The organism is Paraburkholderia sp. BCC1886, from assembly GCF_900996245.1.
Classification (GTDB): domain Bacteria; phylum Pseudomonadota; class Gammaproteobacteria; order Burkholderiales; family Burkholderiaceae; genus Paraburkholderia.
On sequence record NZ_CAAJGK010000085.1, the window covers coordinates 62,542 to 84,973 of the forward strand.

The 22,432-nt window shown below is 62.5% G+C and carries 17 protein-coding genes; 5 read left to right on the top strand and 12 right to left on the bottom strand.

The features are described from left to right. Positions 1–50: 50 nt before the first annotated feature. From treZ to treY, 3 genes are read left to right on the top strand one after another with little or no spacing between them, the layout of a single operon-like run. Positions 51–1,973: a malto-oligosyltrehalose trehalohydrolase gene (gene treZ / locus FQ746_RS26945; RefSeq protein ID WP_144112844.1), complete on the top strand. Its 1,923-nt coding sequence runs from the start codon at positions 51–53 to the stop codon at positions 1,971–1,973. After that, a complete protein-coding gene (malQ, locus tag FQ746_RS26950; protein ID WP_144112845.1) occupies positions 1,970–4,195 on the top strand; it encodes a 4-alpha-glucanotransferase in 2,226 nt (741 codons plus the stop codon). The genes treZ and malQ overlap by 4 nt, the downstream gene beginning before the upstream one ends. Then, on the top strand, positions 4,192–7,068 hold the full coding sequence (treY, locus tag FQ746_RS26955) for a malto-oligosyltrehalose synthase (RefSeq protein WP_144112846.1): 2,877 nt from the start codon (positions 4,192–4,194) through the stop codon (positions 7,066–7,068). The genes malQ and treY overlap by 4 nt, the downstream gene beginning before the upstream one ends. A 610-nt stretch (positions 7,069–7,678) precedes the next feature. Here treY and FQ746_RS26960 read toward each other — a convergent pair. Then, entirely contained in the window at positions 7,679–9,022 is a 1,344-nt protein-coding gene (locus FQ746_RS26960; protein ID WP_144113143.1) for a hemolysin family protein, read from the bottom strand. Positions 9,023–9,119: 97 nt separating this feature from the next. Further along, positions 9,120–9,995: a sensor histidine kinase gene (locus FQ746_RS26965; protein ID WP_144112847.1), complete on the bottom strand. Its 876-nt coding sequence runs from the start codon at positions 9,993–9,995 to the stop codon at positions 9,120–9,122. 183 nt (positions 9,996–10,178) lie between these two features. Between FQ746_RS26965 and FQ746_RS26970 the strand changes: the two genes are divergently transcribed. Then, on the top strand, positions 10,179–10,520 hold the full coding sequence (locus tag FQ746_RS26970) for an FKBP-type peptidyl-prolyl cis-trans isomerase (protein ID WP_074770998.1): 342 nt from the start codon (positions 10,179–10,181) through the stop codon (positions 10,518–10,520). 41 nt (positions 10,521–10,561) lie between these two features. After that, complete coding sequence (locus FQ746_RS26975) at positions 10,562–11,353, top strand: AraC family transcriptional regulator (RefSeq protein ID WP_144112848.1); 792 nt, start codon at positions 10,562–10,564, stop codon at positions 11,351–11,353. A 93-nt stretch (positions 11,354–11,446) separates the two neighbouring features. Here FQ746_RS26975 and FQ746_RS26980 read toward each other — a convergent pair whose 3' ends face one another. From FQ746_RS26980 to FQ746_RS27025, 10 genes are all read right to left on the bottom strand, one after another. Further along, on the bottom strand, positions 11,447–12,637 hold the full coding sequence (locus FQ746_RS26980; RefSeq protein WP_144112849.1) for an O-succinylhomoserine sulfhydrylase: 1,191 nt from the start codon (positions 12,635–12,637) through the stop codon (positions 11,447–11,449). Between the two features lie 294 nt (positions 12,638–12,931). Then, positions 12,932–14,482 carry an amidophosphoribosyltransferase gene (gene purF / locus FQ746_RS26985; protein WP_144112850.1) on the bottom strand — a complete coding sequence of 517 codons (1,551 nt, stop codon included), beginning with the start codon at positions 14,480–14,482 and terminating at the stop codon, positions 12,932–12,934. A gap of 167 nt (positions 14,483–14,649) precedes the next feature. Then, positions 14,650–15,144, bottom strand: a complete 495-nt coding sequence (locus tag FQ746_RS26990; RefSeq protein ID WP_144112851.1) for a CvpA family protein — start codon at positions 15,142–15,144, stop codon at positions 14,650–14,652. Between the two features lie 7 nt (positions 15,145–15,151). After that, positions 15,152–16,144, bottom strand: a complete 993-nt coding sequence (locus FQ746_RS26995) for an SPOR domain-containing protein (RefSeq protein ID WP_144112852.1) — start codon at positions 16,142–16,144, stop codon at positions 15,152–15,154. 29 nt (positions 16,145–16,173) lie between these two features. Next, positions 16,174–17,484, bottom strand: coding sequence for a bifunctional tetrahydrofolate synthase/dihydrofolate synthase (gene folC / locus FQ746_RS27000; RefSeq protein WP_144112853.1), 1,311 nt, complete (start codon positions 17,482–17,484; stop codon positions 16,174–16,176). Positions 17,485–17,710: 226 nt separating this feature from the next. Further along, positions 17,711–18,583 carry an acetyl-CoA carboxylase, carboxyltransferase subunit beta gene (gene accD / locus FQ746_RS27005; RefSeq protein ID WP_144112854.1) on the bottom strand — a complete coding sequence of 291 codons (873 nt, stop codon included), beginning with the start codon at positions 18,581–18,583 and terminating at the stop codon, positions 17,711–17,713. 89 nt (positions 18,584–18,672) lie between these two features. Continuing rightward, positions 18,673–19,488, bottom strand: a complete 816-nt coding sequence (gene trpA, locus FQ746_RS27010; RefSeq protein WP_144112855.1) for a tryptophan synthase subunit alpha — start codon at positions 19,486–19,488, stop codon at positions 18,673–18,675. A 31-nt stretch (positions 19,489–19,519) separates the two neighbouring features. Beyond that, positions 19,520–20,449 (bottom strand): DNA-methyltransferase, encoded by a 930-nt coding sequence (locus FQ746_RS27015; RefSeq protein ID WP_144112856.1) that lies wholly within the window; start codon positions 20,447–20,449, stop codon positions 19,520–19,522. Positions 20,450–20,460: 11 nt separating this feature from the next. Continuing rightward, positions 20,461–21,654 (bottom strand): tryptophan synthase subunit beta, encoded by a 1,194-nt coding sequence (gene trpB, locus FQ746_RS27020; protein WP_144112857.1) that lies wholly within the window; start codon positions 21,652–21,654, stop codon positions 20,461–20,463. A 57-nt stretch (positions 21,655–21,711) separates the two neighbouring features. Further along, positions 21,712–22,422 (bottom strand): phosphoribosylanthranilate isomerase, encoded by a 711-nt coding sequence (locus FQ746_RS27025; protein ID WP_144113144.1) that lies wholly within the window; start codon positions 22,420–22,422, stop codon positions 21,712–21,714. Positions 22,423–22,432 lie beyond the last annotated feature (10 nt).

A 22,432-nucleotide genomic window follows, 5' to 3' on the forward strand; every position in this document is an offset into this window, starting at 1 on the left:
GGCGAAAAGCACAAACGCAGCTCTCGAGCAAAACCGAATGGTGAAGAATCATGTCCGAAACACCGATTGATCCGCACGCGCATCATCACGCGCACTGCCTGCCCTTCGGCGCCCAGTTGCTGGGCGCGTCGGGCACGAAGCCGCGCACGCGCTACCGTTTCTGGGCACCGTCCTGCACGCGCGTCGACGTGGACATCGAGAATGGACCCGCGCAAGGCGTGCACGCCATGACGCCGAGCGGCAATGGCTGGTTCGAAGCGACCGTCGATGGCGGCGCCGGCACGCTGTACCGCTTCCGGCTCGATGGCGAGCAACCGGTGCCCGATCCGGCCTCGCGTTTCCAGCCGCAGGACGTGCATGGTCCGAGCGAAGTCATCGACCCGCGCGCTTACCGTTGGGAGCACACCCGCTGGCACGGACGTCCCTGGGAAGAGACCGTGCTGTACGAGTTGCATGTCGGGACGATGGGCGGTTATGCGGGCGTGCAGAAGCGCTTGCTTGAACTCGCCGCGCTCGGCGTGACGGCCATCGAACTGATGCCGCTAAACGACTTTCCCGGCAAGCACAACTGGGGTTACGACGGCGTTCTTCCGTATGCGCCCGATTCCGCTTACGGCCGCCCCGAGGAACTCAAGGCACTGGTCGATGCGGCCCACGGCCTGGGCCTGATGGTGTTTCTCGACGTGGTCTATAACCACTTCGGGCCGGACGGCAATTATCTGCACGCGTACGCGAAGCCGTTTTTCCGCGAAGGCACGCATACGCCGTGGGGTCCGGCCATCGACTTCGACCGCAGCGAAGTGAGCGAATTTTTCACCGACAACGCGGCGTACTGGATCAACGAATACCGGATCGACGGTCTGCGTTTCGACGCGGTGCATGCCATCGACAATCATGCGTGGCTGCGCGAACTGTCCGACCACATTCGCGCAAAAGTGCAGCATGGGCGGCATGTGCACCTCGTGCTCGAAAACGAGCACAACAGCGCGAGCCTGCTGGAAACGCATTTCGACGCGCAATGGAACGACGACGCGCACAACACGCTTCACGTGTTGCTGACCGGCGAAACCGAAGGCTACTACCACGCGTACGAAGATCAACCGATTCGCCGCCTTGCGCGCGTGCTGTCGGAAGGTTTCGTGTATCAGGGCGAGCCTTCGCCGCTGCACGACGGCGCACCGCGCGGCGAACCGAGCGGCGATCTGTCGCCGACCTCGTTCGTGATGTTCCTGCAGAACCACGACCAGGTCGGCAACCGCGCGTTCGGCGAGCGTCTGCGCAAGCTGACCACCGACGACGCGTTGCGCGCCGCGACCGGTTTGCTTCTGCTGTCGCCGCAAATTCCACTGCTGTTCATGGGCGAAGAATACGGCTCGACCCAGCCGTTCCTGTTCTTCACCGACTACACCGGCGAGCTGGCCGATGCCGTGCGCGAAGGACGCCGCCGTGAATTCGCCCGCTTCTCCTCGTTCAGCGACGAAAAGCGCCGCGCGCAGATTCCCGATCCGAACGATGTGAAGACTTTCGCCGCGTCTTCGCCGCCTGTCGAAGCAACTCACACGAGCGCCGGCGACGACGCGCGCGACCGGCTCGACTGGCTGCATTTCTACCAGACCGCACTGGCCGTGCGCGCCCGCCTCATTACGCCGCGGCTCAAACACAGCAAGGCGCTCGGTGCGACCGTGCTGACCCACGCCGATGGCGCCGATGCGCATGCGCTCGTCGCGCGCTGGAGGCTCGGCGACGGCGAGACGCTGTCCATTGCATTGAATCTGTCGAAGGACAGTGTGCCGCTCGCGGAAGTGCCGGACGGCAAGGTGATTTTCGAAACGCCGCCGCGCGTACACGAGCAACTGGACAGCGGTTCGTTGCCGCCCAATACGTTCATCGCGTGGGTGAGTGGCGACGTCGGCAGCTATGCGGCCCGTCACGATGCACGCATTGCCAGCAGCCAACAGGAGCGCTCCGAGTGACCACCCGACGCCCCAACAACGACACGATCGTCACGCTCGCGCAACGCGCGGGCTTCGAGGTCGAATGGCAGGACGCGCATCATCAAACCCGTAGCGTGCCCGAACACACGCTCGCCGTGTTGCTCGAACGGATGGGTTTGCCCTGCGCGAACGCCACGCAGATTCGCCAGAGCGCCGCCGCGCTCGAAGCCGAAACGTCCGGCCGCAAATTGCCGCCGCTGATGACCGCGCAAGTCGGCCGCGGTATTGCGCTGCCGTCCGCCGCGGTGAAGTCGGCCAGTCACTACCGGATCGAACTCGAAAGCGGCTCGATTATCGATGGACGATTTACCGCGCCCAAGGGTGAGGAAGCGTTGCTCTCGCCGATCGACGAAGCCGGGTATCACACGCTGGTGCTCAACGAGCAGCGTGTCACGCTGGCGGTCGCGCCGGCACGCTGCTATACCGTGGCGGATGCGTGGCGCACGCAGCATGGGGAAAACGGTGGCGATGCCGATAGCGCTGGCGAAGCGCCGCCTTTGTGGGGCGTCGCCGCGCAGTTGTACGGTTTGCGTCGCGACGGCGACGGCGGCATCGGCGATTACACGGCGCTCGCGCAGATTGCCGCGCAAAGCGCGAAGCATGGCGCGCATGCCCTCGCTGTCAGCCCGACTCACGCGATGTTCAGCGCGGAGCCCAACCGCTTCAGCCCCTACTCGCCGTCGTCGCGTTTATGGCTGAACGTCACGCATATCGATCCGGCCGCGGTGTTCGGCGAGGAAGCGGCGCGTGCCGCGCGTGACTCGGCCCGCAGCGACGATACGTGGTCGCAACTCGAAGCATTACCGCTGATCGACTGGCCGGCTGCCGTCACGCTGAAACTCAAGGTGTTGCGCGCGCTGTACGAGCACTTTTGCAGCGAAGACCGGGCGCAGGATACGCAGCGTGCGCTGGAATTCCACGGCTTCTGCGAACGGGCCGGTCGTGCGCTCGAAGATCACGCGCGCTTCGAAGCGCTGCAGGCCGTTCAGCTTTCGCAGCCAGACGGTCACGGTCATTGGCGCGACTGGCCCGATGCATTGCGCGATCCGCGCAGCCCCGAGGTCGAGGCCTTTGCCGACGCGAATCGCCATGAAGTGGACTTTCATCTGTTCCTGCAATGGCTCGCGGCCAAGGGTTTGTCGCACGCCCAGCATGCGGCGAGCGAGGCCGGCATGTCGGTCGGACTGATCGCCGACCTGGCCGTCGGTTGCGATAGCGCCGGCAGTCATGCGTGGTCGTATCGGGACGACATGCTGCAAGGCGTGTCGGTCGGTGCGCCGCCCGATCTGTTCAATCAGGCGGGCCAGGCGTGGGGACTCACCACGTTCTCGCCGCGCGCGATGCGAACCCAGGGCTTCGCCGCGTTCATCGACATGTTGCGCGCCGCGTTCGCGCATGCCGGCGGCATTCGTATCGATCACATTCTCGGCTTGCGTCGACTGTGGCTCGTGCCCGAAGGCGAGAGCGCGGCGAACGGCGCGTATCTGCGCTATCCGCTCGAAGATCTGCTGCGTCTGATCGCGCTCGAATCGTGGCGGCATCGCGCGATCGTGATCGGCGAGGATCTCGGCACCGTGCCGCCGGGCTTTCGCGAACGCCTCGACGAACATGGCATTGCCGGGATTCGCGTGCTGTGGTTCGAAGGCGCGCACGACGGCAAGGGTTTCAAGCCGCCGCACGAATGGGATCGCAATGCGGTCGGCACCACGACCACGCACGATCTGCCGACGGTCGCCGGCTGGTGGCGCGGCAGCGATATCACGTGGCGTAACAAAATCGGTCAGACCATGGCCCGCTCCGACGGCCGCGATGCCGAAGCGGTCGCGCAGGAAGAGCGCGCCGCCGACCGTGCGTTGCTATGGCAGGCGTTCCAGCAGGCCGGCGTCGCCGCGCCCGATGTCGATACGCCGCCGGTCGACCAGCCGCCCGTGGACGAAGCGCTGGCGTTCGTCGCCGCGACGCCCGGACCGCTGGTCACGTTCCCGCTCGAAGATCTGCTTGCGCTGGTGGATCAGCCGAACCTGCCCGGCTCGATCGACGAGCATCCGAACTGGCGACGCCGGATGGCGTTGTCCGTCGACGAGATGTTCCAGGACGACGGCTTCTGCGATCGCCTGCAGGCCGTCGAGCATGCGCGACGCGCTGTTATTGCTACTCCCCACACTCCTTCCAACGCTTCTTCGGAGCCTGACACGCCATGACCGTTCCGCGCTCCACGCTACGCCTTCAGTTTCATAAAGGCTTTACTTTCGACGATGCCGCGAAGCACGTCGACTACTTCGCCGCGCTCGGCATCAGCCACCTGTACGCGTCGCCTGTCACGACGGCTGAACCCGGCTCGATGCACGGATACGACACCGTCGACTACACCCAGGTCAATCCGGAATTGGGCGGCGAAGCGGGCCTCAAACGCCTCGTCGACAGGTTGCGGGCGCACGAGATGGCGCTGATCGTCGACATGGTGCCGAACCATATGGGCGTCGGCGGTTCCAGCAACGCCTGGTGGCTCGATATTCTCGAATGGGGCCGTCATAGTGCGTACGCCCGGCACTTCGACGTCGACTGGCATTCGCCCGATCCGGCGTTGCGCGGCAAGGTGCTGCTGCCGACGCTCGGCGCGTCGTACGGCGAAGAACTCGCGTCGGGCCGTATCACGATGAAATTTGCGGCCGATACGGGGGGCTTCTATATCTCTTACGGGCCGCATGTGTTTCCGGTGTGTCCGACCGATTACGCGGCCATTCTGCAAAGCGGCGATCGCGCCGACCTCAGCGCGCTGGCCGAGCGTTTCCAGGGCTTGACCACCCAGCCCACCGATCAGCCGCGCGCGGCCGAAGCGCGCGACATGTTGCGCGAATTCGTCGCGCAACACGGCGACGGCGCGATTCAGCTGGCGCTGCAAACGTATTCCCCCGACGAGCCGGCATCGCGCGATCGTCTGCATCGTTTGATCGAACGTCAGCACTTTCGTCTCGCGTGGTGGCGCACCGCGTCGGACGAAGTGAACTGGCGGCGCTTCTTCGACATCTCGACGCTCGCGGGTGTGCGGGTCGAGCGGCCTGAAGTGTTCGACGCCGTGCATGCACTGGTTTTCCGGCTGTATCAGGAAGGCGTGGTGGACGGCTTGCGGATCGACCACGTCGACGGTCTCGCGGAACCGCGTGAGTATTGCCAGCGTTTGCGGCAGCGCCTCACCGAGTTGCGCGACAGCGCGCCTTACGTCGTGGTCGAGAAGATTCTCGCGCGCGGCGAACCGTTGCGCGACGACTGGCCGGTGGACGGCACAACCGGTTACGACTTCATGAGCGACGTCGGCGCGTTGTTGCACGACCCCGCCGGTGCCGGGACGCTGGCGCAAACGTGGACCGAACTCACTGGCCGCAGCCCGCTTTTCGCCGACGAGGCGATGATCGCGCGTCGCAAGATTCTGGCTGAGAACCTGTCGGCGGAACTGGATCGTGCGGCGCGTGCGCTGCATCGTATTGCACGCGATTCGCTGACGACGCGTGACTTCACGTTCACGACGTTGCGGCGTGTGCTGACCGAACTGGTCGTGCATTTTCCGGTGTATCGCGTGTATCCGCAGAACGGCTTGCGCAGCGCCACGGATAACGTGTATTTCGACCAGGCGTTGGCGGGTGCGAGGGCGTCGCTGTCGCGCGCCGATCATGTCGTGCTGGATCGCGTGAATGCGTGGCTGGGCGGTAGTGCGGAGGAAGCGCCTGCGGCGCGGGCGTCGGCTGGATCGTCTGCGTCGTCTGGATCGTCTGCGGCGGCGAATGGTTCGGCGCCGAGTCATGCGAGTTCATCGCGGCGGACGGCGCAGACGTTGTTCTCGCAACTGACCGCGCCGGTTGCCGCGAAGGCCGTGGAAGACACGGCATGCTATCGATATGGGCGGCTGTTGTCGCGCAACGAAGTAGGCTCGGACCCGGGCGAATTTGCGTTGTCGGTCGAGCGGTTTCACGCGGGCAATCTCGAACGCTCGCAGCGTTTTCCGCACGCGATGCTGGCGACGGCGACGCACGATCATAAGCGCGGTGAGGATGTACGCGCGCGGCTGGCGGTGCTGAGTGAGATTGCGCCCGAGTGGAGTGCGACGTTGCGGGCGTGGTCGACGTTGAATGCGCCGCATCGTCGCGCGCTGGATGGCACGCCGATCAGCAGTGTGGGGCGGGACACGAGTGATGACTGGGCGCCGGGGCCGGCTGCCGAGGCGATGTTGTATCAGACGCTGGTGGGCTGCTGGCCGCCGGATTTGCAACCGGACGACGAAGCCGGCGTGAAGGCGCTGGCCGAGCGTGTTGCGCAGTGGCAGTTGAAGGGGTTGCGCGAGGCGAAGCTGCAGACCAACTGGCTCGCGCCGGATGAAGCGTACGAGGCGGGGTGTCGCGATTTCCTGTTCGACATTCTGGCGCCGCAGCGGCGTGATGGTTTTCTGAAGGAGCTGTCTGGATTCGTGGCGAAGATTGGGCGGGCGGGTGCGCTGAACAGTTTGCAGCAGACGGTGTTGCGGCTCGCTTCGCCGGGGATTCCCGATTTGTATCAGGGCACGGAGTTGTGGGACTTCAGTCTGGTGGATCCGGATAATCGCCGGCCGGTGGATTTCGCTCAGCGTGAGGCGTGGCTTGCGCAGACGCCGCCTTCGGAGTTTTTGTCGACGTGGCACGATGGGCGGGTGAAGCTGGCGGTTATTCAACGGGTGTTGGCGCTGCGCGCGCATTTGCCTGAGTTGCTGAGGCAGAGCGAGTATTTGCCGCTCGAGGTGCGCGGCGAGCATGCGCGGAGTGTGATTGCATTTGCGCGGCGCAATGGGAATGCATGGGCAGTAGTTATTGCTAGCCGGCTGGCGGCGGGGTTGCTGCGGGAGGATGGGGTTCTGCCTTTAGTCGACCCTCAGGATTGGGGGGATACGGCGGTGATCGTGCCGGGGGATCTCGCTGCGCGGGCTTTGTTCGATTGGTTGAGTCCGGCTGCGCCTAAGGTCGATGAACAGGGGGCTTTGTTTTTGCGCGATGCGGTGGGGGTGATGCCTGTGGCACTGCTGGTTGAGGATGGGGTGCCTCGGAGTTAAGGGTTGGTTCGTTGCACTTGGCTTTTTTTTCGTTGCACTGGCTTTTTTGGCCTTTCCTTGATTTGTTAGTGGTCTATTAGCGTTCCCCCTGTGCGGGGGGGCACCTACTTTTCTTTGCCGCCGCAAAGAAAAGTAGGCAAAAGAAAGCGGCTCACACCGCTAATTCTTAAGCGGGAACCCCAGCATTTCATTGGTAGTGGTGCATCTGGAATCCGGTCCCCCGCACATTCCGCGGTAGTGACAAAGCACTCATCAGCTCCCACTCCGCACTGCGTGCGTCGCGGATGGGTACACCACGGAAAACGAAAAACCGAAGGTTCTAATACCGGCCCGGGGGCGCGCGGAGCGCCGCCGGAAGAATGACTGCTGTGTCACGAACGCGGAATGTGCGGGAGCACGGATTCCAGATGGACCACTACCAAAAAACCCGCGCGGTTCCCGCTTAAGAATTAGCGGTTTGAGCCGCTTTCTCTTGCTTACTTCTCTTTGCGGCGGCAAAGAGAAGTAAGTGCCCCCCCGCACAGGGGGAACGCTAATAGACCACTACCAAATCAAGGAAAGGCCCAAAAGCCAGTGCAACGAAAAAGCAGCCCAGTGCAACGACCAACTTTTATCCCCCCTCATCCTCGAAAACCTTCGGATAAACCCTCACCAGCACGATCCTCGGCCCCTTCATCTTCTTAACAACCACATCGAACCGATCAAACTCAACCCGCTGCCCTTCCGATGGAAGATCATTCAACGCCTGAATCACCAACCCACCCACCGACTCCGCTTTCCCTTCATCGATATCAATCCCCAACGCGCGCTCCAGCGACACCACCGGCAAACTCCCCTTGCCCATCAACGTGCCGTCGTCCATCCGCGTCCAGTCGGCGTCGCCCTGCCTGAATTCGTCGTGAATCTGTCCCACCAGCGCACCAAGCAAATTGTCCAAAGTAAGAAACCCAATCGGCTTCGAATTCTTATGCCCCACCAGCGCAAAATGCGGCGCCCCCTTTCGGAATCGCCTGAATAAATCGAGCGCCGGCATATCAGGCATCACGTACTGCACCGGCCGCGCATACTTCGACAGATCGTCGAGCGTGCTACCCGCATGCCGAGCCAATAACAGATCCTTCAAATGAATCATGCCCGCCACCCGCTCGCCCTTGGCGTCCTCGAACAACGGATAACGGCTGAACCGGTGCTGCGCCACCACCTGCATGTTGTCGCGCAAAGGAACGTCGCGCCGCAACGCAATCATCTCGTACGCCGGCCGCATTAAATCCGACACCGTCATACGCGAGAAATCGAGCGAGTGCGCAATCGTATTCCACTCGTCCTGACTATAAGCACCACCCGTCGAACCCAACTCGCTCACGACGTTCGTGCGACGCCCGCGCAATATCAACTTGAGTTCGTCGGTCGAATAGTGCGAGTCGTGTCCATGGTCGGCGTCGAGACCCGCCAGCCGCAATACCGCATTGGCACTCGAATTCAGTACCCAGATGGCCGGGTACATCGCCCAGTAAAACCCATACAGCGGCGTGGCCGCCCACAGCGATACCTTCTCCGCTTCGCGGATAGCCAGCGACTTCGGCGCCAGTTCACCCACCACGATATGCAGAAAAGAAATGCAGGAAAACGCGAAGAACAACGAGATGCCGTGGATCAGCTTCTCCGATTCCACGCCCAGCAACTTGAATAGCGGTGTAAGCAACTCGGCAAAAGCCGGCTCGCCAATCCACCCGAGCCCGAGTGAAGCCAACGTAATACCAAGCTGGCAAGCCGACAGATAAGCATCGAGTCGACCATGCACTTTTGCCAGCAGACGTCCGCGCATGCCATGCTCGGTCGCGAGACTCTGAACGCGCGTCTGCCTCAGCTTGACCAGGCCGAATTCGGCGGCGACGAAAAAACCGTTGAGGGCAACGAGAAACAACGCACCGATAAGGGCGACAACCTGGATCAAAGCAGAAAGCTCCGGCAACAAAAGTTGTCAGTATAGAGGGTGAAAGCTCGGTGAAAAGCTACACGCCGCGCGCGGTCACGTTTCCACCGGGCTAAGCTCAGCGCGCCGACGTGGCAGTCAAGGGCACGCGCAGCGCCAGCGTCGCACTAACGGCAACATTCGCGGAGCCAGCATCACCAGCAGCAGCATCGCCAACCCCAGCACCGCCGTTGCCCGCCGTGCTCGCTACCGGATCGCCCTGCTCGAAGTTGCCGCCATGCGCCTCCGCAACACGCTTGCACAACGCCAGCACCCACGAAATACGCTTCGCCTCACGCGGCTCGCGTGCCTGTTTGCGGGCAAACGGCTCGAGTACATGTGGCAGCGCCGGGTCGTCCAGCGCGGTGGCGTGCGCGTCGTAAGCGACGGTGGCATGCAGGGCGCTGCCGTCCGCACGCGCGGTGAGCGTGACCGTCGAGCCTTCAGCGCTCGCTTCGACAGCGAACGTGAGCATCAGCCACAACGCCGCCGCGAGGCGCTCGCGGTCGCCATTCAATTGTTCCGTGCCGAGTTGCGAGTCGAGCGTGACCGTCACGCCGCGCGTGCGGGCAAGCCCGGCACTGACCTCCTGCAAGGTTTCATCGAGTAAAGGATGCAGCGAGAACGACGAACGCTCCAAAGTCAACGAACGCGTTTCGGCACGTGTGGCATCGACGATCGTCTCGAGCAATTTGACCTGCTGATCAACGCCATTGCGAATGCCGGTGACGGCGCGTTGTGCGTTCGGATCGTTAGCATCGAGCTTGCGCTCGAGCACGTAAGCCCAGCTATGAATGGCGTTCAACGGACCGCGCAGATCGTGCGACACCAGCGAGAGCACATGATCGCGCATGAAAAGCGCGGTTTCCGCGCGCAGATAAGCTGTGCGGTCAGAGACGAGGAAGCCGGAAGGCGCCGGCGCTGCGCCGGTCGTCCCGGTGGAAGACGTTGTCACGATCGAGCCCTCTCAGGCGGTGCTGGATGGTTAAAAGGAGCCCCATTATAGGCATGCGTACCGGCATAACCAGTTAGCCAGACGGCCTATCCGACGCAATCCGCATGCCACACGCAATCCTCCAGCAAGGCCTCAACGCGCCTACAATGTCGGTCTTTACATTTTTGACTCGAGGAGCAATCCATGTCGACCGTGACTACCGAATCCGGCCTGAAATACGAAGACATCGTCGAAGGCAGCGGCGCCGAAGCCGTGGCGGGCAAGACCGTCAGCGTGCACTACACCGGCTGGCTGACCGACGGTCAGAAGTTCGACTCGAGCAAGGACCGCAACGACCCGTTCGCCTTCGTGCTCGGCGGCGGAATGGTCATCAAGGGCTGGGACGAAGGCGTGCAAGGCATGAAAGTCGGCGGCACGCGCAAGCTGACCATCCCGCCGCAACTCGGTTATGGCGTGCGCGGCGCAGGCGGCGTGATCCCGCCGAACGCAACGCTCGTGTTCGAAGTCGAACTGCTCGACGTTTGAGTGTCGGCACGTAGTAACCGTTGTAACCGCCGAAGCGCGCGATGAACCACCCCACCGTCCTCTCCCCTAGCGTTGCGTTGCGCCGATATGGCGCAATCGAAGCGTCGGACGTGCACGACTTTCACCAGGTCGTGCTCGGTCTGGACGGCGCCATGGTGATGGCGGTGAAAGGCATCGCCGAGCAGATCGACGCCGGGTCCGCCTGGTTGATCCCGGCAGGCTCGCGGCACGATTACGCGGGCATCGGCGAAAACCGGCAGTTGGTGCTGGATTTGCCGGCGGCATCGCTCGCCGTACCGGAGCGCCTGTTCGATCGTGCGCGCGCCGTCACGATCGACCCTTCGCTCACGCAACTGGTGCGGCATATCGCGGCGCACGCGACCGGCGACGCCGCAGGCGATCTCGATACACGGCGTTTTCATTGGGATGCGGCCGCGCGCCTGGGCGCTGCGCTAGTCGCCGATTCGGGGACGTCGACCGGTTCGGCCGCGCTCGCTGCCGGCGGTCTGGATTTCGCGCGTATCGACCGCTGGTTGCGCGCGCATTTATCGGAACCGCTGCGCATTGCCGATCTCGCCGGCCATTGCGGCTTCGGCATGCGGCGTTTTCATCAGCTTTTTGTCGATGCTTTCGGCGAGACTCCACATCGTTATTTGCAGCGCCTGCGACTCGATACGTCGCTCGCCTTGCTCGCCGAGCCACAACGCTCGCTCAGCACGATCGCGCTGGATATCGGTTTTGGCGATCAGAGCGCCTATACGCACGCCTTCACGCGACGTTTTGGACTTGCGCCCGGACAGTGGCGCGCATTGCGTCATACATTGCGTCACTGAGTGAGTCAGTCCGAGGTTTGCCAGGCGAACCGCATTCGAATGCGCGGCCCGCTGTTCTGCTTTTATTCTCCAACCTCGGACCGCCCCGCCGCTTTAGCTCCCCAGGCCACGCTCCAGATCGCCGCGAATATCGCCGGCGTTTTCCAGGCCCACGGCCAGACGGATCAAGCCTTCGCTAATCCCCGCAGCCGCGCGCGCTTCCGGCGTGACGCGGCCGTGCGTGGTGGTCGCCGGATGGGTGATGGTCGTGCGCGTATCGCCGAGATTGCCGGTAATCGAACAGATCTTCGTGCTGTCGATCACGCGCCATGCGTTTGCACGCATCTGTTCGGGCGTGTCGCCCTTCAGCTCGAACGAGAGGATCGCGCCGCCCGCCTTCTGCTGCCGCATGGCCAGTGCGTGTTGCGGATGCGATTCGAGCCCCGGATAGAACACGCGGTTCACGGCCGGATGCGTGTCGAGCCAGCGCGCGATTTCGAGCGCATTCGCCGACTGCTTTTCGACGCGCAGCGACAGCGTTTCCATGCCCTTCAGGAGTACCCATGCATTGAAGGCGGACAATGTCGGCCCGGCGCTGCGCACGAACGGAAACACTTTTTCCATGATGAATTTCTTCGAGCCGACCAGTGCGCCGCCCAGCACGCGCCCCTGGCCGTCGAGGAATTTGGTCGCCGAGTGCATCACGACATCCGCGCCGAGTTTGAGCGGCTGCTGCAGCGCCGGGCTGCAGAAACAGTTGTCGACCACGAACAGCGCATTCGCCGCTTTGGCGATCTTGCTGATGGCTTCGATATCGGAGACTTCGGTCAGCGGGTTCGACGGCGTTTCGAGGAAGAACATTTTCGTCTCGGGGCGCACGGCATTTTTCCAGGCGTCGAGATCGGTCGGATCGACGAACGTCGTGGTAATGCCGAACTTCGAGAAGATCTGCGAGAACATGCCGAGCGTCGAACCGAACAGCGCCTGCGAGCTGACCAGATGGTCGCCGGCCTGCAGTTCGGACATCACCACCGACATGATCGCGGCCATGCCCGATGCCGTCGCCATGCACGCTTCGCCGCCTTCCAGCGCGGCGAGGCGATCCTGAAACATCGAGACCGTCGGATTCGTGAAGCGCGAGTAGGTGTAATAGTCTTCCGATTTCTTGAAGCGCTCGGCAGCGTCGGCGGCGTTCGCGAAGACGAAGCTAGAGGTCAGGAAAATCGCTTCCGAATGTTCGTTGAAGTCGCTGCGCACGGTGCCCGAGCGGACCGCCAGCGTATCGAAGTTCAGGGAGTCGTCCATGTTGGTTCTGGTTTCCAGTGGTCCATGGCTGCATCCGGTGCGCGTCGATCACTCAACGTGTGACGCGTACGCGCTACGGTATGACAGCAATAAAAAAGCCCGCTTTGCGTCGGCATAAGCGGGCTTCATGTGCGGGGACAAGCTGGAGCGTAGGCGGATGACTGCGGCTTTTTCCACCCTTCGCTTTAGCTGTTTTGGGTTGCCCCGCGTCCGCAAGCTGAGATCAAATCGACGCAAGCCGCCATGCTAACACGCTGACAGCACGGCGTGCAGTGAGCGCGGCTCGCCAGCATCTCAACCCACCGACAGTTGCAGATGCAACTGCGAGCGAGCCGGAGCGCCGCCGTCGATCGCTTCGCTCGCGGCGTCGCGATCCGATTGCGAGGACGGTGCGAGACGCGCGGTTTCGATGCGATCGAGGTACTCGGTCGTGATGTCGCCGGTCACGTAGTTGCCGTCGAAGCACGAGGCTTCGAATTCCTTGAGCGCCGGGTTGATGTCGCGCACCGCCTGCTTCAGCGCATCCACGTCCTGATAGACGAGATGATCCGCGCCGATCATGCGCGCCACTTCGTCGTCCGTGCGGCCGTGAGCGACGAGTTCGCCGCGCGTCGGCATGTCGATACCGTAGACGTTCGGGAATTTCACCGGCGGCGCCGCCGACGCGAAGATCACCTTGTTCGCGCCCGCGTCACGCGCCATCTGCACGATCTCGTGCGAGGTGGTGCCGCGCACGATGGAATCGTCGACGATCAGCACGTTCTTGCCCTTGAACTCGATGCCCATCGCGTTCAGCTTCTGGCGCACCGACTTCTTGCGCACGGCCTGGCCCGGCATGATGAAGGTGCGGCCGACGTAACGGTTCTTGAAGAAGCCTTCGCGATACTCCACGCCCAGCTTTTTCGCGACCTGCATCGCGGCGGGACGCGAGGAATCGGGAATCGGCATGACGACGTCGATCGCGACGTCGGGCAACTCGCGGCGGATCTTCTCAGCGAGATAGTCGCCCATGCGCAGACGCACGTTGTACACCGGTACGCCGTCGAGCACCGAGTCGGGACGCGCCAGATACACGAGTTCGAAAATGCACGGGTTCAGGCTCGGCGTGCTCGCGCATTGCTGCGAGTGCAGGTTGCCTTCGATGTCGATGAAAATCGCTTCGCCCGGCGCCACGTCGCGCACGAACTCGAAGCCGATGCCTTCGATCGCCACCGATTCCGAAGCCAGAATCCATTCGACGCCTTCCGGCGTTTCCTGCTTGCCGATACACAGCGGACGAATCCCGAACGGGTCGCGAAAGCCAAGCAGACCGTAGCCTGCGATCAGCGAAACGATCGCGTACGAACCGCGAACCCGCCGATGCACGCCCGAGACCGCATTGAACAGCGCCGCCGGATCGAGTTGCAGGCCGGAACTGGAGAGCTGCAGTTCGTGCGCGAGCACGTTGAGCATTACTTCAGTGTCAGAGTTGGTATTGATATGGCGGCGATCGATGCGGAACATCTCATCTTTGAGTTGCTGCCAGTTGGTCAGATTGCCGTTGTGGGCGAGGATGATGCCGAACGGCGCGTTCACGTAGAACGGCTGGGCTTCTTCTTCGCTCGATGCGGAGCCTGCGGTCGGGTAACGGACCTGGCCGATGCCGGTAGTGCCGGGCAGGCTTCGCATGTTGCGCGTGCGGAACACGTCGCGCACCATGCCGTTGGCCTTGTGCATGTGGAAATTGCTGCCGTTCGCGGTTGCGATGCCGGCGGCGTCCTGACCGCGGTGCTGCAGAAGCAGCAGGCTGTCATAGATCAGCTGATTGACCGGAGAATGGGAAACTACGCCTACGATGCCGCACATGGCATGTCCTTCAAAGGTACGAAATTCGTCATGACGCCCGGTGCCCGCAATCGAAAACGGTGCTGCGTGCGCTACACGTCGTTGCACGCTATTGCCTGATGGCAACCGGGTTGTGCCGGGGGATGCGCCGGAGTTCTGCTGAGCTTTCCGGGCTGGCCGCCTCGTCGTCACACACGGACGTAGGCAGCGAGCGTCTCGGGAAGCAGCGGTTTCATTACGTGCACGCCTTCGACCGCATAAGGTCGTAGCAAGGCGTTGCGCCAGAATTCCTGTTGGGGCAGTTCGGTCAAGCCGGCAAGGGCGACCAGAATCAGCACCAGAATGACCCCGCGCACGAGGCCGAACATCAAACCGAGCGAACGGTCCACGCCGCCCAGACCGGTAGCCTGCACGAGGCGGCTCAGTAGCGCATTCAGCACGCTCGCTACCAGCACCACGCCGATCACCACCAGCGCGAACGCCAGCAGCCACTGTGTCAGCGCACCGCCCGGCCACGTGGCTGGGATATACGGCACGACGTAACCGACGAAGCGGCAGGCAATGAAGAACGCCGCGATCCAGCCGATCAGTCCGAATATCTCGGACAGAAAACCTCGCCAGGCGCCGCGCAAGGCCGACAGACCGATCACCGCCATTACAGCGTAGTCGAAGGCAGTGAACATCGCTCGCTTACTGTGCCGCGTTGCTGCTGCTGCTACCACCACCATTTCCGCTGCCGGCGCTCGTGCCCGACGACAGGCCGATTGCGCGAACCTTCGCGACCGCGGCGCTCGCAGCCGCACGGTCGGCGAACGGGCCGGCGCGCAACAGCGTGAGTGTCGAGCCGTCCGGCTGCTTACGATGTTCGGTATATGCGGGCACGCCTGCCGCTTTCAACTTGGCAGCCAGATTGCGCGCGTTGGCGTCGTTTGCAAAGGCGCCCAGTTGAACTTCGAAACGGCTGCCGGGCGGCGATGCCGGCGTGCCGGTGGTCGCGTTCGCTTTGGCTGCGGAGGACGTCGTCGAGTCGTCGTCGGCCGATGCGGTGTTGGCTGCGGTGGTCGTCGCACTGCGCTGCGCGGCAGATGTTTTCGGTGCGACCGGTGCGGTGTTGGCGGCTACCGATGGCGCCAACGATTTTGCCGACGGTTTGCCGGTGTTCGTGGTCGGTGCGGTGTTCGCGGTTTGCTGGCTATGGCTCGGGGTCGGGGTCGCGCTCGGACTTGCACTCGGCGTGGCGGCTTGTTGCGATGGCTTCGTCGAAGTCGAAGTCGATGTCGCCGGAGCCAAACCGGAGGCGGCGAGACCCGCGTCGGCCGTGGTGGGATTATCGGGTGCTACACCGCCCTGCGTATCGACGTCGGCCTTCGCTACCTTTGGTGCGGGACGGCTGGGAATGTCGATGGAAATGTCGTCGGTGACGGGCTTGGGGTGCGAGTCGAGCACCATGGGCAGAACGATGACCGCGGCCACGACCAGCGCAATCGCGCCGACCAGCCTGCGACGCGCACGCTGCTTTTCCGGCAGCGTAGGGTCGAGCAGCATCGCATCGGCCTCGACCGCGCGCTCGGTGCGGCGGGTTCGCCGCTCCACGCGCTCGCCACGGGCGGCCCGGTTGGAACTGGTATTTGCGCCGCGCCGGGTAGGTGCGTCGTCTTTCTTGCCGAACGAGAAAATTCCCATGAATCGCTTGGTTCGAGCCTGGTGCCCGTTCAGTGTTGCTGCGATTTACGGTAGGCCATCACACCCGCTACCGTATAGAAACTGCCGAAAACCACGATTCTATCATTCTCTGACGCTCGTTTTAGCGCGTCTTGGAAAGCCTCCGCCGGGCTCGCATGGCAGGTCACGCTGCTGTCGGCCGTCTCGCCGACACCGTGCTCGCGCAATACCGTTTCGAGTTCCCGGGCCGACGCGGCACGCGGAGTCGGCAGATCGCTCACGCACCAGTGGTCGATTTCGCCCTTCAGGTGCGCCAGCACGCCGGCAATGTCCTTGTCCCGCATTGCCCCAAAAACCGCGTAGGTGTAGGGGAAGAAGCCCATATTGCCCAGGTTTTGCGTGAGAACGGCAGCCGCGTGCGGATTGTGCCCGACGTCCAGGACGATGGCGGGCTTGCCGGGCAGCACCTGGAAACGTCCGGGCAATTCGACGTTGGCGAGACCGAGGCGGATGTCCTGCGCCGATACCGGCAAGCGCTCACGCAACGCTTCGAGTGCCGCAAGCGCCGCCGACGTATTGATCAACTGATTCGCGCCGCGCAGTGCGGGATAGGCCAACGCGGAGCGGCGCATGGTCGGGCCGACGTAGCTCCATTGCTGGCGCTCGCTGCCCGCCTGCCCTTCGTAGCGAAAATCGCGGCCGAATAACCACAACTCGGCGCCGATTTTTTCTGCGTGATCGATCAACGATTGCGGCGGGACCGGATCCGCACAGATGGCCGGTTTGCCCGGCCGGAAAATACCGGCTTTTTCGAACGCGATTTTTTCGCGGGTGTCGCCGAGATATTCGGTGTGATCGATGTCGATGCTGGTGATGATCGCGCAATCGGTATCGAGGACGTTGACCGCGTCGAGCCGGCCGCCGAGTCCCACTTCCAGGACGACGGCGTCGAGATCGCGCGAGGCGAACAGGCTCATGATTGCCAACGTCGTGAACTCGAAATAGGTCAGCGTCACCGGTTCGGGCAGGCTCAGGCGCGCGGCTTCGACGGCGTGGAAATGCGTGAGCAGTTCGGTATCGCTAGCCATTTCGCCGTTCACTCGCGCGCGTTCGTTGAACGACAGCAAATGCGGGGAGGTATGGCAGCCGACCGAGAAACCTGCGCGGATCAGAATCGATTCGAGAATCGCGCATGTCGAACCCTTGCCGTTGGTGCCCCCGACGGTGATGACCGGGCAGGCAAACGAGAACGCCATCGCATCGCGAACCTGCTTGATGCGCGCCAGACCCATGTCGATACCGACCGGATGCGCGGATTCGAGGTGCGTGAGCCACGCGTCGAGGGTGGGGAATGTGGTCATCGAGTGAATCGGTTTTTGGCGGTAGAGCGGGGAGGCGCAGGCAGTTTATGCGCACAAAGCCGGCGGGCGAGCCGAGCAATGCCGGGGCAATCGAGCCGCCACAGCGTTGCGAGACCGTGATTATCCCGGAAATGACAGCGCGCCGCTTGATCACTCTCGCGGCGCGCTATTTTTGCCAGCTTCTCTACATTCGGGCGACGCCAGTCAGCGCGACGCTCGGGACTATCTATGCGACGGCATCTGCCGGCTGGTGGCTCAACAGCGCCATCAACCTGGCAATCTCTTCGCGCAGCTTGCGACGGTCGACGATCATGTCGATCGCGCCCTTCGTGATCAGGAATTCGGAGCGCTGGAAGCCTTCCGGCAGTTTCTCGCGCACGGTCTGTTCGATCACGCGCGGGCCGGCAAAGCCGATCAGCGCCTTCGGCTCGGCAATCACCACGTCGCCCAGGAAAGCGAAACTGGCCGACACGCCGCCCATCGTCGGATCCGTCAGCACGGAAATGAACGGCAATTTGGCTTCGGCGAGTTTGGTCAACATGGCCGTGGTCTTCGCCATCTGCATTAGCGAGAGCAGGCTTTCCTGCATCCGCGCACCGCCCGAAGCGGTGAAGCAGATGAACGGCACTTTCTGCTCCAGCGCGTTCTGGGCGCCGCGCGCGAAGCGCTCGCCGACCACCGATCCCATCGATCCGCCCATGAACGAAAACTCGAAACACGCGACGACGACCGGCAGCGTGTGTATAGCCCCACCCATGACGACCATTGCATCGGTTTCGTCGGTGTCGTCCATCGCTTCTTTCAGACGGTCGGGATATTTACGGCTGTCCTTGAATTTCAATGCGTCGACCGGGACGATCTCCTGGCCGATTTCATAGCGGCCTTCCGGATCGAGCAGCCCGTCGAGTCGCTCGCGCGCGCCGATGCGCATGTGGTGGTCGCACTTAGGGCACACATGCAGATTGGCCTCGACGTCGTTGCGGTACAGCACCGCTTCGCACGATGGGCACTTGATCCACAGTCCTTCCGGAATGCCTTTGCGGCTTTTCGGATCGGTTTGCTTGATCTTCGGCGGCAGCAGTTTATCGAGCCAGCTCATATCGAATCCTTCTGGGGTCAACGGTCGCAACAGTCGCACGAACGGCGGGACTTGCCCGCCGCTCACACTACAGACGACAAAAATAACTGTTATCGGACAACGGTGGCGATGCTATCCAGCGCTTCGCGCACCTCGGCGACGAAACGCGTGAGCGTTTCGACGGCGGCTTCGGGCGCCGCTTGTTCGAGCAATTGCACGATCCGGCTTCCGATCACGACGGCATCGGAGACTTCGGCTACCAGACGCGCGGTTTGCGCATCGCGGATGCCGAAACCGACACCCACCGGCAACGGCACACGCGACTTGATCGCCGGGATTTTACTCGCGATGCTGGAAACGTCCAGATTTGCAGATCCGGTCACGCCTTTCAGCGAGACGTAATAGACGTAACCGCTGGCAATTTTGCCGATTTCGGCGATGCGTTCGTCAGTCGACGTGGGCGCCAGCAAAAAGATGGGATCGATACCGGCAGAACGCATCTGTTCGGCGAAGTTGACGCACTCTTCCGGCGGGTAGTCGACAACTAGCACGCCGTCCACACCGGCTTCTTTCGCCGCGGCGGCAAATGCTTCGGCGCCCATGCGTTCGATCGGATTGGCATAGCCCATCAACACGACCGGCGTCTTGTCGTTGGTTTCGCGGAACCGCTTGACGTCGGCCAGCACGTGACGGAGCGACACGCCGTGAGCCAAAGCGCGCTCGGACGATTGCTGGATGACGGGGCCGTCGGCCATCGGATCGGAAAACGGCACACCGAGTTCGATCACATCCGCGCCGCCAGCAGCCAGTGCGTGCATGAACTCGACCGTGCGCGCCGGGTCCGGGTCGCCGGCCGTCATGAACGGGATCAAACCTTTTTTACCTTGCGCAGACAGCGCAGCAAACGTGCTCTTGATACGGGACATGAGTGTTCTCGAATGGAGGGTAACTGCGCGTTCATTGAGGCTCGGTTTGCTGCTCGGCCTTTTCCGCCTTCAGGGAAACCTTGCGAACCTTGCGCGGCGTCGCGGCGGGTTCTGCCGCCAGACTGACGCGTTCACGCGCTATCGCGCAGTAACTTTCATTAATTTCATAGCCGACGAATTCGCGCTGGTGCCGCACGCAAGCGACTGCCGTGGTGCCACTGCCCATGAACGGGTCGAGTACCCGACCGCCCTTCGGGCAACTGGACAGCACCATTCGCTCGACGATCTCCAGAGGTTTCTGGGTGGGGTGCGCGACGCGTTCGGCGTGTTGCCGATGCAGCCTCGACACCGACCAGACGTCCTTCGGGTTGTAGCCGACCTCGAGCCACTTGCTACCTTCGAACAACTTACGCGAACGCGCCTTCTTCGTAACTGCATCGTACGGAATGCGGACGGGATCGAGATCGAAGAAATAATCCTTCGAGACCGCGAAGAAACCGATGTTGTCGTGCACCGACGTAAAACGGCGCACGGTTCCGCCCATGCTCGGCACGCGCCGGTCCCAGATGATTTCGTTGATCATCGTGAGTTTTGTCTTCAGGAAACTGAAGATTTCCGGCGCGTATTGCCAGGTGCAGAAAATGTAGAGGGAACCTGACGGCTTGAGCTTCGGAATAGCCAACTCGAGCCAGCTACGCGTCCACGCGAGAAAGTCGTCGCCCGAACGCATATCGGAGTCGTTGCCGTAATCCTTGCCGAGCCCGTAAGGCGGATCGCAAAGGATCAGGTCGACGGAGCCGTCGGGAATGTTCGCCGCATCGGTCAAAAAATCGCGGTTCAGGAGTTGAATGCCGGCGGGTGCTGGCGGCAGAAGTGAAGACACCTCTGCTGTCACGCTTCCCGCCGGGGTTTCGCCCAAGGCTTGCGCCGCTGGCGTCAACTCGTCGAACTCGTCACGCATCGCCGCGGCGCTCAGAACTGAATGCCCGATCGCTCGGCGACCGTATGCATGTCCTTGTCGCCGCGACCCGACAGATTGACCAGAAGCACCTTGTCTTCGGGCAATGTCGGGGCGATTTTCGCCGCGTACGCGATGGCGTGGCTGGACTCCAGGGCCGGGATGATGCCCTCGATCCGGCAGCAGTCGTGAAACCCTTTAAGCGCTTCTTCGTCCGTGATCGACACGTATTGCGCGCGCTTGCTGTCTTTTAGCCACGCGTGCTCAGGACCGACGCCCGGATAGTCCAGGCCTGCGGAGATCGAATGTGTCTCCATGATCTGGCCGTTTTCGTCCTGCAATAGATAGGTGCGGTTTCCATGCAGTACGCCGGGAGTACCACCAAGCAGCGAGGCCGCATGGCGCCCGGTTTCGATACCATCGCCGGCCGGCTCCACGCCAATCAACTGCACCGAAGTATCGTCGATATACGGATAAAAGATACCCATCGCATTCGAACCGCCGCCAACGCAGGCAATGACCGCATCCGGCTGACGGCCGACGAGTTCGGGCATCTGCACCTTGCACTCATCGCCGATCACGCGTTGGAAGTCGCGCACCATCATCGGATACGGGTGCGGACCTGCTACGGTGCCGATGATATAAAACGTGCTTTCGACGTTGGTAACCCAGTCGCGCATGGCTTCGTTCAGCGCGTCTTTAAGCGTGCGCGAACCGGATTGGACCGGCACGACGGTCGCCCCCAACAGTTTCATCCGGTAGACATTCGCCGCCTGGCGATGGACATCTTCCACGCCCATGTAGACCACGCATTCCATACCGAAGCGGGCCGCAATCGTGGCCGTCGCTACACCGTGCTGGCCCGCGCCGGTTTCCGCGATCACACGCTTTTTGCCCATGCGTTTGGCCAGCAGCGCCTGCCCGATCACGTTATTAATCTTGTGCGCGCCCGTGTGATTCAGATCTTCCCGCTTGAGGAAAATCTGCGCGCCGCCGAGCAGTTCGCTCCAGCGCTGGGCGTGATAAATGGGGGATGGGCGACCCACGAAATGTTTGAGTTCGCGCTCGTATTCGGCGACGAACTCCGGGTCTTTCTGATATCTCTCGTACGCGCCGCGCAGCTCATCAAGCGCGTGCACCAACGTTTCGGCGACGAACACGCCGCCAAATTGGCCGAAATGGCCGCGTTCATCAGGCAAGTTATACATGGTGATCACTCTTCTCAGTGGCGGGCAATGCGCTCGAGAGGCACTGCGCCGCCGGACTCATTCGGCGTCTGCCGCGCGGACTGCGCGTACGAACGCCGCCATCCGGGCGTGATCTTTCACGCCCTTGGCGCCCGGGGTTTCGATGCCGCTCGAGACATCGACCGCGTACGGGCGCACGCAATGGATCGCATCATTGACGTTTTGCGCGTTCAACCCACCACTCAAAACGGCCCGACGCGCGAGCTCTGCTGGAATAAGTGACCAATCGAAAACCTTCCCGCCGCCGCCATAACCGTCGACATGGGTGTCGAACAGGAGGCCGCTGGCTGCTGAATAGTTGAGCGCCGATTTTACCAAATCGGCCGGTTGAGTATCCGTCGCGATGCGCAAAGCGCGCAACCAAGGCAAACCCGCGACGCCGGCCAGCATTTCGCATTGATCGGCGGTTTCGTCACCGTGGAATTGCAGCAGCGTCAGGCCGACGTTGCTGACGACTTCGCGAATCCATTCGGGCGTCGCGTTGACGAACAACCCCACCACCGAGACGAACGGCGGCACGTCGTGCACCAGCTCGACTGCCTGCGCAACGCTGACCGAGCGCGAACTCGGCGGATAGAACACGAGACCGATCGCGTCCGCGCCGAGATCGATTGCACACGACACGTCATCGGGCCGGGACAGGCCGCAGAGCTTGATGCGGGTGCGACGCGGCACGGCGCTGGCCTTTGAAACCACTGGAATTTCGTTCGGGATGCTGTCGGTAACCATCATATTGACG

What these genes read in the sequence shown, in the direction of transcription:
- folC (WP_144112853.1), bottom strand. Translation starts at nt 17,484, where the DNA reads ATGACCACATTCCCCACCCTCGACGCGTGGCTCACGCACCTCGAATCC.
- trpB (WP_144112857.1), bottom strand. Translation starts at nt 21,654, where the DNA reads ATGTATAACTTGCCTGATGAACGCGGCCATTTCGGCCAATTTGGCGGC.
- trpA (WP_144112855.1), bottom strand. Translation starts at nt 19,488, where the DNA reads ATGTCCCGTATCAAGAGCACGTTTGCTGCGCTGTCTGCGCAAGGTAAA.
- purF (WP_144112850.1), bottom strand. Translation starts at nt 14,482, where the DNA reads ATGTGCGGCATCGTAGGCGTAGTTTCCCATTCTCCGGTCAATCAGCTG.
- FQ746_RS27015 (WP_144112856.1), bottom strand. Translation starts at nt 20,449, where the DNA reads ATGCGTGACGAGTTCGACGAGTTGACGCCAGCGGCGCAAGCCTTGGGC.
- treZ (WP_144112844.1), top strand. Translation starts at nt 51, where the DNA reads ATGTCCGAAACACCGATTGATCCGCACGCGCATCATCACGCGCACTGC.
- FQ746_RS26970 (WP_074770998.1), top strand. Translation starts at nt 10,179, where the DNA reads ATGTCGACCGTGACTACCGAATCCGGCCTGAAATACGAAGACATCGTC.
- FQ746_RS27025 (WP_144113144.1), bottom strand. Translation starts at nt 22,422, where the DNA reads ATGGTTACCGACAGCATCCCGAACGAAATTCCAGTGGTTTCAAAGGCC.
- FQ746_RS26990 (WP_144112851.1), bottom strand. Translation starts at nt 15,144, where the DNA reads ATGTTCACTGCCTTCGACTACGCTGTAATGGCGGTGATCGGTCTGTCG.
- accD (WP_144112854.1), bottom strand. Translation starts at nt 18,583, where the DNA reads ATGAGCTGGCTCGATAAACTGCTGCCGCCGAAGATCAAGCAAACCGAT.
- FQ746_RS26980 (WP_144112849.1), bottom strand. Translation starts at nt 12,637, where the DNA reads ATGGACGACTCCCTGAACTTCGATACGCTGGCGGTCCGCTCGGGCACC.
- FQ746_RS26995 (WP_144112852.1), bottom strand. Translation starts at nt 16,144, where the DNA reads ATGGGAATTTTCTCGTTCGGCAAGAAAGACGACGCACCTACCCGGCGC.
- treY (WP_144112846.1), top strand. Translation starts at nt 4,192, where the DNA reads ATGACCGTTCCGCGCTCCACGCTACGCCTTCAGTTTCATAAAGGCTTT.
- FQ746_RS26975 (WP_144112848.1), top strand. Translation starts at nt 10,562, where the DNA reads ATGAACCACCCCACCGTCCTCTCCCCTAGCGTTGCGTTGCGCCGATAT.